We start from the raw sequence: 14,540 nt of genomic DNA on the forward strand, positions 1-14,540 counted from the left end.
GTGTGCATGAGGCCCATGTCGCATGATCATTGGAGCGCGCTGCGCTGCCCAATAGACTCCCCGACTGACCTGCTCGGATGCGCCGTACGCGCCCTGTGCAGGCCAGCATTCTTCGGGTGTCGAGTTCGTGCTCGAGACCGGCCCGAGCGTCCTTGCATTGCCTACCAGGAGTTTGCCATGAAGACATTCCGTTTGTTCTTTCACGCTGGCTTGATCTTCGCGGGGGCCGGCGCGGCGTGCTCGGCGCCCGTCGAGGACGAGACCACCGGCCAGATCCGCTCCGAGGTCATCTACGGCGACGACGACAGGGAAGAGCCGTTCACGTACTCGGATCCGGCGTGGGCCCAGCGCGCGCGGGACTTCACCGTGGCGCTGATCCCCACCTCGGCCGTCGACGACTCGGACCCGAACGACATCCAGATCGCCGGGCCCACGTGGATCGAGCGCGACGGCGTGTGCCCCGACGAGCGCTTCGCCGCGCAGCCGGCGCTCGCCGACTGCAGCGGCACGCTGATCGACGAGGACCTGGTGCTGACGGCCGGGCACTGCATCAACAACTGCGGCGACAGCCGCTTCGTCTTCGATTACGCGATGACCCCGGCCGGCGAGCTCGGCCAGATCACCAGCGACGACGTCTATCGCTGCGTGGATTTCATCACCTGGTACCGGGACCCGAGCGGCGCCGACTACACGGTGGTGCGCCTCGACCGGCCCGTCGTCGGGCGGACGCCCGCCGCGGTGCGCGTGTCGAGCGCGCCGCTGGCCGTCGGCACCCCGCTCGTGGTGCACGGCTTCCCCCGCGGGCTGCCGCTCAAGCTGGCCGACGGCGCCGCGGTCCGCAGCAACGACGGGGATCTCGAGTTCTTCGTCAGCAACCTGGACACGTTCGTGGGCAACTCCGGCTCCGGCGTGTTCGATCTCAACACGCACGAGCTCGTGGGCGTCCTGTCCCGCGGCGCGATCGACTTCGTGATGGACGAGGACGACGGCTGCGCGCGCCCGAACACGTGCGCCGACAACGCCTGCCGCGGCGAGGACGCGACCTATGCCTTCCAGGCGGTCCAGGCCATGTGCGAGAAGACGGTGTCCGACGTGTGCTCCTGCGGCGACGGCGCCTGCGGCCCGCTCGAGAACCCGACCTCGTGCCCGGGCGACTGCTCCTGCGGCGATGGCATCTGCAGCAGCGGCGAGAACACCGCCTCTTGCCCGGCGGACTGCCAGCTCGAGGTGCTGTACGACGAGCACACGCCGCAGCCGAACTGGGTGACGCCGGGCCTCCAGGTGCGCAATACCGGCACCGAGAGCGTGTATCTCTGGGGCTCGACCATACGGTACTATTTCACCCAGGAGCCGCCCGGCTCCCTCGCGGCCGAGTGCTGGGGTTGCTCGAGCACGCCGACGATGAGCTTTCATGAGGTGCCCGGCGGAGGGTGCGCTGGCGCGACCCATTACCTCGACGTGGAGCTCCCCTCGATCTCGGTGGATCCGTCGTCGACCACCGACCAGTTCCGCGTCGCGTTCCACGCGTCGAGCTGGCAGGCGTTCAACCAGTCGAACGACCGCTCCTACGGCGGCCTGAGCTGGAACTGGGCGCCGAACCCGAAGATCACGATGTACCGTCTCGGCGTGCGGGTCTTCGGCGACGAGCCGTGCCCGGGCCTCTTCATCCCGCCGGCGAATTGATCCCGGGCCCGCCGGGCGGGCCCTCGCGCCCCGCGGTTCACCACCCGTCGGCCACGCGGATCGCGATCTTGCCGGTCGTGCGGCCCGACTCGATGGCGCGGTGGGCCTGCGCGAGCTCGCGCACCGGATAGCTCGCGGCGACCACAGGCCTGACGTGGCCCTGCGCCGCCAGCGCCGCGACAGCGGCCAGCGCGCGGCCCTGCGCGCGCGGGTCAAGCCGCCAGATCGAGGCGGCGCCCATCACGTGGTAGACGAGCGACGCCGCCTTCATGAACAGCCTGTCTGCCACCGGCGCCGGCGTCGGCACGATGCTCACGACGGTGCCCATCGGCGCCACCGCGTCGAGCGCCTGATCCAGCGCGCTGCCGCCGGCGTTGTCGAACGCCGCCGCCACGCCCGCCCCGCCGGTCAGGTCCCGGCAGGCCTGCCCGACGTCCTGCGTCGCGTGATCGAGCACGACCGAGGCGCCGAGCTCGCGGCACAGCGCGATCGACCCGGGCCGGCTCGCGGTCGCCACGACGCGCAGCCCGAGGTGCCGCGCGAGCTGCACCTCGAGGTGCCCCACCCCGCCGGCGCCCGCGGTGACAAGCACCGTGGCGCCGGCCGGGGGCTGCGCGCGCGCGAGGCACTCCCACGCCGTGACGCCGGCGAGCGACAGGCAGGCGGCCTGCTCGTGCGACAGGGCCGCCGGCTTGCGCGCGATCGTGCGGCCGTCGACCACCACCAGCTCCGCGTTCGCGCCCTGCCCGAACAGGCTCGGCGAGCCGAACACCTCGTCGCCCACAGCGAGGTCGTCGACCCCGGGGCCGACCGCGTCGACCGTCCCGGAGACGTCGTAGCCGAGCACCACGGGGAACTGCCGCTCGATGCGGCGCGGCCCGGGCGCTGCCGAGCGCGCCCGGACGTCCGCCGGATTGACGGACGACGCGACCACCCGCACCCGCACCTGATGCGGCCCCGGCTCCGGCGCGGGCAGCTCCAGCGGCGCGAGCTGCGAGGCGTCGCCGTGACGATGGATTCCGATTGCCTTCATGCGCTGCGCTCCTCACGATCGGCGCCGACCTGCAGCGGCGCCGGCGCAGTGTGATCCCCGGCGGCCGCCGAGGCTACCGATCGCCGGCCGAGCTGCACCCCGTGCTCGTCCTGCTCGAGCCGTGGGCGACCGGTTCGTGGCGATGTGACGACGCGAGGAGCGAGGGCGCCCGGCTTCGAAGGCTGTCTCTGCAAATCTCCTCCGCAGCCGAACATGCTCTCTGGCTGTCGATGAGGCCGGCCAGAACCGAGTGAACGTTCACAATGCCGAACGCAATACCGAACGACACCCACTGTGCGCTGTTCCGGGAAATATGCCGCGGATTTGCGGATATTTATCGTGACACGAAGCGCGCTGTCATCGCTGCCGGAATGCGAACGTGACATAGTCCGCCAATGCAGACCATCACGAACAGGCTCATTCGTACCATTCGAGTCCTCGTCCTCGCAGGCGTGCCATTCGCCGCACTGGCTTGCTCCAGCAGCGATCCCGATCCGTCGGGGGAGGGCGGGAGCGGCGCGACGAGCAGCGGGAGCACCACCGGCAGCGCGACCTCGGCCGGCCCCACGAGCACCTCGACGGCGACGTCAGGGAGCGGCGGCGCGGATGGCTCGACGACGGCGACGTCGGGGAGCGGCGGCGCGGGCGGCTCGACGGGCGACGGCGGCGGCGGCGGCGACACGTCCTCTGGTGAATTCACGCTCACGAGCCCCAATCACACGGAAGGCGCGGAGTTCGGCGACAAGTACACCTGCGCGGCCGCCGGCTTCAACGGCAGCCTCCTGCCGGAGCTCCACTGGACCGCAGGGCCTCCGGGCACGAAGAGCTACGCCATCACCTTCATCGACGTCACCCTGACGACCAAGACGCCGCCCAACATGAACGGCTATCACTGGGTCATCTACAACATTCCGGCCGACGTCACCTCGCTGCCCGAGGAGTTCAAGAACGCGGCGTCCATCGGCGCCATGCAGAACAGCAACTACCTCGGGCCTTGCCCGAACTTCGGCGGCGGGAACGCCAACACCGACACCTACGAGTTCACGATCTACGCGCTCGGCGAGGAGTCGGTGACGATCACGGGCACCGGCACGGCCGCGGTCAAGGACGCGGAGACCAAGCTCGAGGCGAGCCACCTCGCGAAGGCGAAGCTCACCGGCACGTCCGACGCCGCCCCGCCCCGATGAGCGGCGTCAGCGCGGCGCGCGCCGCGCGGCGGTGAGGCTCCGCATGCAGAACTTGAGGGCTTCGCGCAGGGTGGCGTGCGTGCCCAGGGCGCGCATGTCGATGTCCAGAGAGGTCATCGTCCGCGCGACAGCGGGGCGGATCCCGGTCACGATCGCCCGGACGCCGAGGAGCTGGACGGCGCGCACGATGCGGACGAGGTGATCGGCGACGGCCTCGTCGATCGCCTCGACGCCGGTGGTGTCGAGGATGGCGAAGCGCGCGTCGCCGCGCGAGACCGCCAGCAGCAGGCTGTGCATCAGCTCGTCGGCGCGCTCCTTGTCGAGCGCGCCGACGAGCGGCACGGCGAGCACGCCGTCCCAGACCTGGAGGATGGGGGCGGAGAGGGCGTGGATGACCTCGCGCTGCTGCTCGATGAGGGCGCGCTGCTCCAGCATCCTCTCCTCCTGCTCGCGCTCCCGCGCCGCATAGAGCTCCCCGAGCTGGGCGTGCGCCTCGCTGAGCTCGGCGGTGCGGGCCTCCACCTTGTCCTCGAGCTGGGCGAAGAGGCGGGCGTTCTCCAGCGACACGGCGATCTGGGTCGACAGGAGGCCGAGGAGCTCGACGCGGTCGCGCGTGAAGGCGGCGCTGGCCACCGCGTTCTCCAGGTAGAGGATCCCGAGCACGCGCCCCTGATGAAAGATGGGCGAGGCGAGGATCGACCTCGGCTGAGCGGCCCTGACGTACGGGTCGGAGGCGAAGGACGGATGGCTCGGGGCATCGTCGATGACGACGCTCTCCGCAGTCCGCGCGACATAATGAACCACGCTGGTCGCCAGGTCGGGGCGGGAGTCCAGCGGTGCCGAGGCGATCCGCTCGATCCGGTCGTCCGCGACGTCGCCGGCGGCCTCGATGGTGAGTCGGCCCTCGTCCTTCAGGATCAGGAAGCCGCGGCGCGCGCCGGCGTTCTCGAGCATGATGCGCATCAGCGCCTCGAGCAGCCGGGGCAGGACGATCTCCCCGGAGAGGGCCTGAGATGCCTTGAGCGCGCTGCGCAGGTCGAGGTCCTCCCGGACGACGACAGGCGCGCTCGCCAGGGCGGGCAACTCGCGCCTCACGAGGAGATCGGGATGATCGCGCTCGAGGCGGGCCATGGCGCTCGATGCGCCCCAGCGCGCGTACTGCGCGTGCGCCTCGATCATGTAGGCGCGCGCGAGCGTCGTCCTCCCGAGCTGGAGGTAGGCGCGCGCGCAGAGCTCGTTGCCCAGCGCGCCGTCGTGCAGGTAGCCGCCGTCCGCGGCCGCGCGGATGCCCTCGTCGTAGAGCTCCAGGGCCCCTCGCCTGTCGCCGCCCACGCGCGCGAGCTCGGCCGAGAGCAGGAGGTGGCGGTGCCGCATGTTGTCGGGGGCGTGGCTCGCCCAGAAGGCGACCTTCTCGCCCATCGCGCGGGCCTTCTCGAGGTACTTCTCCCGGGTCTCCGGATCCGCGCCCTCGGCCGCCAGGATCAGGGCGACGGCCCCGTAGAAGTGGAAGGGCGGGTTGCCCTGCCAGCCGGCGATCCCGATGATCGTGGGGTTCGCCTCGAACGCGAGCGCCGCCGCCCCCGCGTGATCGCCCTGGAACAGGCGCAGGACGAGCCGGTAGAAGAGGGCGAAGAAGAGGGAAGCCTGGTTGTTGATCGCCGCCGCGGCCGCGACGATCTCGTCGATCTGGATCCACTCGCCGGCGAGGTCCGACGGGCCCGGATCCGGGCTCATGAGGTTCTCGCAGAGCTGGCCGATGGCGCTGACCATCCAGGTGATGAAATTCCACCTGTCGAACTTTCGCAGGGGGAGCAGCGACCTCGACTCCGCCTTGATCTCGGCGAGGGGCAGGCCGAGGAGCAGCGTGCTCGTGTTCGCGTTCACCATGCAGTAGAACGCCCAGATGTACTGCCCTGTCTCCAGGCCCGCGTGGATGCCGGAGTGCAGGATCTCGCGCCCCCTCGCGTAGCTCGTGCGCCAGTGCATGACGAACCCGCCCCACATGCAGGCGAGGATCGGGTCGTTCCGCTTGTCCGGATAGCGCCGGAGGAGCTCGACGGCGGCCTCGCCGAAGGCGTAGCCGAGCGGGATACGGCCGCTGACGCACAGGATCTGGCCGAAGACGACGTACGAGAAGACCGAGCTCTGCGAGACGCCGTAGTGCACGGTGTCCCGCAGGATCCTCATCACGCAGAACCCGAAGTTGTTGCTGGCGAGGAAGTAGCAGGACGAGATCATCTCCTCGAGCACGCTGTGTAGGGCGGCGATCTCGGGGTCCTGGAGCCGCGGCACACCGACGAGCGACTCCATCGAGCGGCCGTCGAGGAACTTCAGCGTCGCCTCCACGTCGCCGGCGACCGCCTCGTCCGACGGGAAGGGCGGGAGGTCGATCCCGAAGAGCCGCAGGGCCACGAGCCCCTCGGTCAGGGCGGCGTACAGGTCGCCCTTGAGGACATGCACCTTCACCTTGGCCCCGTAGGCGCGCGTCCTGTCGAGCCGGCTCGCCGCGTGCGCCACGGCCCCGTCCAGCGTGACGAGGGCCTCGTCGGGGCGGCCGGCGAGCACCTGCATGAGCCCCACCTTCGTGGTGAGCGCGAACGTGAGCTCGTACTCCGCACCCCACGGATCGTCGGGGAGCCGCGCGATCCCCTCGGCCAGGTACTTGAGCGCGGCGTCGAACGCCGAGCTCTCCTCGGCCCGCTCGGCCGCGGCGAGGTTCATCCGCGCGAGGTCGAGGCGCGCCGCGCGGCCGCTGATCAGATCGCCCGCGCGGTTGAGGTGGTTCACGACGTCGAACAGCCCGCGCGTGTCGGCCCCGAGCGCCTCCCGCAGGAGCATCCCGATGCGGTGGTGGAGCCCCGGCCGCTCCTCGACAGGGATCATCGAGTAGGCCGCCTCCTGGATCTTGTCGTGGACGAAGCGGTGGGTCGCCCCGTCGCTCGTGATGAGCTCCTCCTTGAGCGCCGGCTCGACGCGCGCGTAGAGCTCGTCGACGGAGCACCCGCTGATCGTGGAGAGCGTCCCCAGATCGAAGCGGTTCCCGAGGGCCGCCGCGAGCCTCAGCGCCTCCTGCGTGGGCGCGGGCAGGCGGCGGATGTTGCTCGCCATGAGGTCGACGACGTTGTCGGTGTACTCGAGGGCGCTCATCGCCTCGAGGTCCCACGACCAGCGGCCGGCCTGGTCGAACGACAGCGCGCCGCTGTCGTGGATCGACTTGAGGAAGCGCTTGATGAAGAACGGATTCCCGCCGGTCTTCCTCAGCACGAGCGCCGCGAGCTGCCCGACGTCCGGGCGCCCGAGGCTGTCGCCGAGGAGCGCCGTCACGTGCGGGAGCTCCAGCGGCGTGAGCACGATGGGCTCGATCTCGACGCCGGTCTTCCGGAGGTCCTCCACGGCGCGGATGAACGGGTGCGCGGCGCTCACCTCGTTGTCGCGGTAGGCGCCGCAGAAGAAGAACGCCCCGAGCCCGTCGCCCTCGAGCAGCGCGTTGACGAGGCTCAGGCTCGCGGCGTCGATCCACTGGAGATCGTCAAGGAAGAGCACGACGGGGCGCCCGTGCCCGGTGAAGACCGAGACGAACTTCTGGAAGGTGAGGTTCAGCCGGTTCTGCGCCTCGACGGGGCCGAGCGACGGCACGGGCGGCTGCTGGCCGACGAGGTACGTGAGCGCGGGGAGGACCTCGCAGATGACCTGCGCGTTGTTCCCGAGCCCCTGGATCATCGCCGCCCGCCAGCGCGCGATGCGCTCCTCGCTCTCGGACAGGATCTGCCGCAGCAGCGCGTCGAACGCCTGGAGCACGGGGCCGAGCGGCCGATCGCGGTTGTACTGGTCGTACTTGCCGCTGATGTAATAGCCCTTCTCGCGCGCGAGCGGCTTGAGGATCTCCTGGACGAGCGACGACTTGCCGATGCCCGAGTAGCCCGAGACGAGGACGACCTTGCGCGCGCCGCCCAGGACCCCGAAGAAGGCCGCCGTGAGGCGCGCGATGCTCTCCTCGCGGCCGTAGAGCCGCTGGTGGATCTGGAGCAGGTACGCGGCGTCGCGCTGGCCGAGCTCGAAGCGCTCGAGGCGGCGGCCCTGCGCGAAGCGCCGCCGGCACTCGTGGAGATCGGCGAGCAGGCCGCTCGCGGACTGATAGCGGTCCTCCGCGTCCTTGGAGAGCAGCTTCATCACCACGTCGCCGAGCGGGGCGGGGACATCGGCGCGCCGGGCCGCGGGGTGATCGGGGATGAGCGCGATGTGAGCGTGGATGAGCTCGAGCGGGTCGCTCGCCTCGAACGGCAGGCTCCCGGTGAGCATCCGGTAGAACAGCACGCCGAGCGAGTACAGATCCGAGCGGTGGTCGACGCTCCGGTTCATCCGGCCGGTCTGCTCGGGCGAGAGGTAGGGGAGCACGTCGGCCATGAAGGCCTCGCTGTAGAGCGACGTGCCTTCGTGATTGACCGCGGCGTCAACCCCGTAGTTCAGGATCCGGACCTGGCCGTCGCCGCCGACGACGAAGCTCTTCGGCCTGACGGCGCCGTGCACGATGTCGTGTCCGTGCAGCACCCGCACCGCCTCGGTCATGGAGATGGCGAGATCGACACATCGATCGACGTCGAGCTGGCCCTGCGCCGCAAGGAAGCTCCCGAGCTCCTCCCCGGCGGCGTCCTCGAGGATCACGACGAGGTCACCCTCGTGCTCCTCGACGCCGTGGACCTTGACGACACGCTCCGACTCGATGCGCGCGATGTGCTTGTACTCGTGCTTGACACGGGCGCGGTCCACGATCCGCGACGCGCCGGCGCCGAGCACCTTGAGCACCACGGGCGCGCCGTCGGACGCGCGGATGGCGCGGTAGCGGGCGGAGTCGTCGGTCGGGTCGAAGTGAATGACGGAGTGGTAGCTGGGTAGGGTGAGCATTGCCGATCGGGAGGAAGCGCCGCGCTGGCCCGCTGGCGCATGAGCGTGTGAGCGCCCCCTTCGACCCTACGGGCCGACGGAGGAGCTGGACAACGGCCTTGCGAAGAGGAGAGGGAACCGCGGCAACAGCGCAGGAGGCACGAAGGAGGAGAGTGTCTCCGCGTGTCCTGGAGCCTGCCTTCCCTCCCAGAGCGTCCAGGACGCCCCAAAAATTACCACGGCGTGATCCGGCCAAGCAAGGGGGAAAGCGGGCCTCGCCGGGCCGGGAACCATCGTCCTATCTTATCAATTTCATTGAGTATTCCAGCGGATCTACCCAGGCCACCAGGCGCTCGTTCGTGCGGCCTGGGTAGATCCGTAACGCCATGGAGGAGACCGCTCGCGACCCGCGAGGCATGCCCGAGGTGCGCTCATCGGCGCAGCATGTACGCTCGCTCCGCGCGCTCGGGGATCATGCCCTCGTGTGCCGGCGCTCCCTGTCGCGGCTCAATCGACAGGAAGCTGTTCCTCTGCCCAGGCCCTCCAGTCCTGCGGAGCGCGCGTGGCCTCGAGATAGCGGCGAAGCTGGTGGGCGTCGTCGAAGGCCGACATCCCCCACAGGCGAAACGCATCGACGTAGCCCATGTCGTCATCGAACGAATCCGCGAAGTCGGCGAGATCCAGGCCGAGCTGCCATGGGGCCTTCACGTCTCCGGCGCAGAGAAACCGTGCGAGCGAGCTGAGCCCGCGGTGGGGCTCGACCGGGCCTGCGTCGCCGCTCTCGAGCGCTCGCGCGCAGGCGCGCCACGTCTCCGGCACGATCGGCGGCTTCCATCCGCCGGCGCTCCGGAGCCCGGCGATCTGACGCGACCAGAACCAGAGCTCGCGGGTGTCGTACCGGGCCGCGTCCTCGGGCGTCGCGCCGCGCTCCCACGGCCACCGCACGTCCCTCTGCTGGCCGAGCCACGTGGTGAAAGCGACGTCGGACGCGATGAAGCCCTGCTCCAGGAGCGCGGCGCGGCGCTGGGCAGTCGCTGCCGGATCGTCCTCGTCGTCGCTGTCGTCCTCGGATCGCTCCGTGGGATAGAGCACGTCATGAACGGCGTCTGCCCAGCTCACCGGCGCCGGAGGGTGGCGTCTCAGGTAGGCGGCGCGGGTCTCGAGGTCGGGAGCGAGCTGATCGAGAAAGGCGCCCCACAGCCCCATCCAGTCTTCACCGGCGCCCATGCGCCACCCGAGCGTGTGGCGCTCGTAATCGGGGAAGCGCTCCCAGGGAGGAGCGAGGTCGCCGTGCGGGTCGAGGTGCTCGCGGAGGCGGGCGCGACAGCGCTCTTTCCAGTCCATGACGGCAGCATACCGCCATGAGCCGCCCGGCGGTGACGGGGTGACTCTCCTCGACCCGCGCCTGCGCCGCTCGGGTTCCGATCGAGCGGCGCCCTGTCATGCGCCCCCTCCCCCGGAGAACCGACGCGTCCGCCCGCCGCGCCGCGCCGATCTCCCTTCGCTGAAACGTTTCACCCGAAGTGGACCCAGCACCGATGACGCTGCGCGTCTGACGTGAACGCGATGCGCCGATTGCGATTCGGCGGCTGATGAAGCTCAGCATCGATGACGCTGCGCGTCTGACGTGAACGCGATGCGCCGATTGCGATTCGACGGCTGGGGAATTCAAGCGCGATCCGAGGCCAGGCCCCCTGGCGCGGCCGTCCCATCCTCAGAGCAACACGCGCCCCACGGGCTGGCCTCTGGCCAGGCCGAGAGCCCGCGCCGACGATCCACTCTCGCGGGAAAGAGACGCCCAATTGATAATTTGGTCCCCGGCCCGTAGGGACAGTCCCGTCTTGACCCCTTGTTTCTAGACGGGTAGTGTACGAGCCCGGTTGGCAACCCGTCGGTGTTGCTTGATTGCGAATTCGGTTCAGGGTCGAGTTCCGAGCGCGACCAGTTGACGATCTTGGACTGGCTTACGGTCGCACCACGGATGTGGTCGCTCGGGACGTGTACCTTGTACTGAATTTGTGCTTAACGAAAAGAGCGAAGCCATGAGAATCCGAAGAAGCCATATCTTCTTGTGTTCCCTTTCCATCGCTGGTCTGATGGCCATCGGCTGCGGCGGCGACAGCTCGAGCGGGGCGACCGGGAGCCCGGCGGGCGGCACCGGCGGTGCGGGCACCGGGGCGGGCGCGCCGACCGGCGGCACCGGGACGGGCACGCCGGCGGGCGGCACCGGCGGTGCGGACTCCGGGACGGGCACGCCGGCCGGCGGCACCGGGACGGGCACGCCGACGGGCGGTGGTGGCGGCACGACCAACCCGGATGGGAAGCCCACGCCGGAGACCGATGGCTCGCCGGCCGGCAGGTTCCGGGTCAAGGACGGCCGCCTGACGCAGGACGGCACCGCGATCCAGGTTCGCGGCGGCAACTGGTTCGGGCTCGAGGGGCAGGACGATCTCGAGCGCCCCGGCGCCATGGAGCTCTTCATCGGGTCGATGTGGTGGGCGGAGAACAACGCCCCGCGCACGATCGAGATGACGATGAAGGAGCTCACGAGCTCTGCGCTCAAGTTCAACACGATCCGGCTCCCCATCGCGCCGCAGACCCTGGTCGCCAACCACCCGGACGGCAACTACAGCACGATGACCCCCCGGATCAAAAACAACGATCCGGACGTCTATCCGTACGCCAACGCGTACGAGGCGCTCGAGGACTTCCTCAAGCAGGCTGCCAAGAACAACCTGAACGTCATCATCGGCATCCACTCCTGCTCGAACCACCTCGGGTGGCGCGCGGGCCGGCTCGACGATGCCCCGCCCTACGTGGACAGCGCCCGCGAGAACTACGATTACAAGGCGGACGACTACAACTGCACGATGGGCGAGGACGCCTACAACTTCGACAAGTGGCTCGCGGACATCCGCACGATCGCGAAGCTCCCCGCGAAGCTCGGGATCAACAACATCATCGGCATCGACTGCTTCAACGAGCCGTGGAAGTACTCCTGGGCCGAGTGGGCCGATATGGCCAAGGCGTGCTACGACGTCATCGCCGAGGAGAACAACGACATGATCGCGGTGGTGCAGGGCGTGTCCGGCAGCCACCAGCCCCCGGGCGCCACCGGCCTGACGCTGGAGCCGGAACCCCACGGCGATGAGAACCTCAACCCGAACTGGGGCGAGAACTTCTACGGGCAGACGGCCTACCCGATCCAGGTCCCCAAGGATCGGCTCTGCTTCTCGCCCCACACCTACGGTCCCGCCGTGTTCGTCCAGAAGCAGCACGTCGATCAGTCCAAGCCCGAGTGCGTCGGGCTCGAGGACGAGGCGGCCGCCGAGGCGAAGTGCGGGCTGATCGTGGAGCGGAGCAACGCGGAGGCCGTCGCGAAGCTGGAGAAGCAGTGGGACGAGCACTTCGGGTTCCTGCACGAGCAGAACTTCTGCGTGATCACCGGCGAGTTCGGCGGCGTGAAGGACTGGCCGAAGAACGAGATGGATCCGCCCCTCGCCCAGCAGTGGGCGCACTTGCCCGCCGGCAAGCGCTACGACTGGGAGTGGCAGAACATCTACGTGGACTACCTCATCAAGAGGAAGATGACGGACTTCACGTACTGGTCCATCAACCCCGAGTCGGGTGATACGGGTGGCATCTACGAGCACGCGTACACCGATGCCGAGAAGTCGGGCTGGGGCACCTGGACGGGTCTCGACTCGGAGAAGGTCGAGATGCTGGCCCGCCTGAAGTAGACGAATCGCGGATCATGAAGACCGCCCGCAGGCCTCGGCTTGCGGGCGGTTACTTTTTGTGGCTTCAGCCGGCAGCGGCTGGCGGTCCCGGCGACCAGGGGGCCATCTCGACAGCGACGCCGCCGCGGCGCCGCGCGCCCGGACGGCGGGAGGGGCCGAGACCAGAAGGCCCGTCAGGGCGCGACCGCAGGCTCCGGCGCGGCCTCGCGGCGCGCCATCAAGAGCTCCGCGAGCGGGCCCTCGGTCACCACGCGCGGCACCTTCACCTGGCTGGGCGAGGCGCCCCGGCGGACCAAGAGCTCGCGCAGCTCACGGAACGTCCCCGGCTGCACGACGTGGAGCGAGAGCGGCCCGAGGCGCCCCCGGAGCGTGGCGTAGTACGGGTTGGCCGCGCGGAGCGCGTCGTCGATCCGCCCGGCGAGCCGCTCGGCGGACGCAGGCCGGCTGCCCTCGGTGAGCTCAACGAACACGACGTAGCGCTTGGGCGCGGACTCGGCATCTTCCATCGTCGAGAAGTCCACGAGCCCGAGGGCCTCCTTTGACAGCGCCTCGTCCAGGGCGCGATGGATCGCGTGCTCGGACGTCTTCTCGCCGGCGATGTTGAGCAGGCACCCTCGCCGGTGGATGAACTCCACCACCGGCACGCGACGGTGGTGTCGCGCGACCTCGATCACGTCGCCCATGCGGTAGCGGTACAGCCCGCCGTGGGTCGTGACGACGATCTCGTACCGTTCCCCCTCGGTGAGCTCGTCGATGCGCCGGACCGAGGGGCGCTCGGCGTCGAGATCGTCGGCAGGGATGAACTCGTAGAAGGCGGAGCTCGGCAGGAGGGCGTAGACAGGGGCGCCCAGACCGAGGTTGAAGCCGAGCATCGCCTCCGAGGACACGTAAAAGGGCGAGTAGATGGGGACATCGCCGACGTAGCGCGCGAGCTTCTCGGCGTAGATCCGGAAGCTGCCGCTCGTGCCGCCCGATACGTGGGTGAGGCCCGGCCAGAGCCGCCGGGCGACGCCGTCGAGGCCCCGCTCGAGCTGCTTCGCCACGGCGCTCGCCCGCCCGGGATCGGCCCGCAGCCTGGCGCGGATCGGCTGCGCGAGCTCGGGCGGCACGGCGACGTCGGGGCGCAGCGCTCCGCGGCCGAGGTCCTCGACCAGCGCAGGCCAGCGCGCCTCGAGGACCTGGAAGAAATCGAGGAGGCCGGAGGCGAACGGCGCGACGATCGTCCCGAGCGCGGGTTGCGCCAGCGCGAACAGGAGGTGCAGGTAGAGCGCGTCGGCCTGGGTCGGGACGTGGAAGGCCTCGGGCGGGGACGCCCACGCTCCGGGTCGCCGCTCGAGCGCGGCGCGCATCATGTAACAGGAGATCGAGCCGGTCGGAAAGCCGCCCTCGGTCCGGCCGGTCAAGAGCGCGCTCATCAACGCCGCCGCGGGCCTGTCCTCGCTCGACGCGGGGAGCGCGTTGAACAGGATGCCACGACTCGTGAGGAGGGTTTGCCCGAGCCGGCGCTGCGTGAGCGCGGTGATCGGGATCAGCTTCTGGGTGCCCGTCGTGCCCGAGGTCAGCGCGAACGCGGTGACAGGATCCGCGGTGAGCACGCCCCGCGCCCCGCGGGCCATGCGCTCGATATCCGCGCGGAGGTCGTCGTAGGTGGCGATGGGCACCGCCCGCTGGAAGTCCCCCGCGGTCCGGATCGCGCTGAAATGGTGCCGTCGCCCGAACTCGGTGCCCTTGTGTCGCTTCACGATGTCCAGGAGCAGGCGCTCGTTCACCGCGCCCGCCCGGTGGGCCTGCGTCTCGAAGCGCAGCCTGGCGAGCCGGCTGACGCCGACGAAGGCCGAGTGGAGCAGCGTGGGCAGGATCGAGCGCATACGGGAGCTCCTGAGCAGCGTTGAGCGACGCTGCGGCGAGAGAGGCCCACTGTGCCCGATCGAGCCGAGAAAACCAAGGCACGCGGCGGCGCCCGGCCGGCGGCCATTCCCGGCGAGCCGACCAGCGTCCGGTCGCGGGCCAGCGGGC

The 14,540-nt window shown here is 70.0% G+C and carries 7 protein-coding genes; 3 read left to right on the plus strand and 4 right to left on the minus strand.

Annotated elements, in window-relative coordinates; translation table 11 throughout:
• Nucleotides 1–177: 177 nt before the first annotated feature.
• The gene (locus WME96_RS27440) at nt 178–1,683 is read left to right on the plus strand and encodes a trypsin-like peptidase domain-containing protein (protein ID WP_437284542.1); all 1,506 of its coding nucleotides are present in this window, start codon (nt 178–180) and stop codon (nt 1,681–1,683) included.
• Between the two features lie 37 nt (nt 1,684–1,720).
• On the opposite strand, the gene WME96_RS27445 is transcribed toward WME96_RS27440, so the two are convergent.
• Nucleotides 1,721–2,716 carry a quinone oxidoreductase family protein gene (locus WME96_RS27445; RefSeq protein ID WP_437284543.1) on the minus strand — a complete coding sequence of 332 codons (996 nt, stop codon included), beginning with the start codon at nt 2,714–2,716 and terminating at the stop codon, nt 1,721–1,723.
• 452 nt (nt 2,717–3,168) lie between these two features.
• Between WME96_RS27445 and WME96_RS27450 the strand changes: the two genes are divergently transcribed.
• On the plus strand, nt 3,169–3,903 hold the full coding sequence (locus tag WME96_RS27450; RefSeq protein WP_437284544.1) for a YbhB/YbcL family Raf kinase inhibitor-like protein: 735 nt from the start codon (nt 3,169–3,171) through the stop codon (nt 3,901–3,903).
• Nucleotides 3,904–3,909: 6 nt separating this feature from the next.
• On the opposite strand, the gene WME96_RS27455 is transcribed toward WME96_RS27450, so the two are convergent.
• Nucleotides 3,910–8,805: an AAA family ATPase gene (locus tag WME96_RS27455; protein WP_437284545.1), complete on the minus strand. Its 4,896-nt coding sequence runs from the start codon at nt 8,803–8,805 to the stop codon at nt 3,910–3,912.
• A 486-nt stretch (nt 8,806–9,291) separates the two neighbouring features.
• Nucleotides 9,292–10,128, minus strand: coding sequence for a hypothetical protein (locus WME96_RS27460; RefSeq protein WP_437284546.1), 837 nt, complete (start codon nt 10,126–10,128; stop codon nt 9,292–9,294).
• Nucleotides 10,129–10,880: 752 nt separating this feature from the next.
• On the opposite strand from WME96_RS27460, the gene WME96_RS27465 reads away from it, so the two are divergent.
• Nucleotides 10,881–12,524, plus strand: a complete 1,644-nt coding sequence (locus WME96_RS27465) for a glycoside hydrolase family 5 protein (RefSeq protein ID WP_437284547.1) — start codon at nt 10,881–10,883, stop codon at nt 12,522–12,524.
• Between the two features lie 173 nt (nt 12,525–12,697).
• Here WME96_RS27465 and WME96_RS27470 read toward each other — a convergent pair whose 3' ends face one another.
• Nucleotides 12,698–14,392: a GH3 auxin-responsive promoter family protein gene (locus tag WME96_RS27470; RefSeq protein WP_437284548.1), complete on the minus strand. Its 1,695-nt coding sequence runs from the start codon at nt 14,390–14,392 to the stop codon at nt 12,698–12,700.
• Nucleotides 14,393–14,540: the final 148 nt, after the last annotated feature.

It is taken from the genome of Sorangium sp. So ce406, assembly GCF_051474675.1.
Lineage (GTDB): Bacteria > Myxococcota_A > Polyangia > Polyangiales > Polyangiaceae > Sorangium > Sorangium cellulosum_G.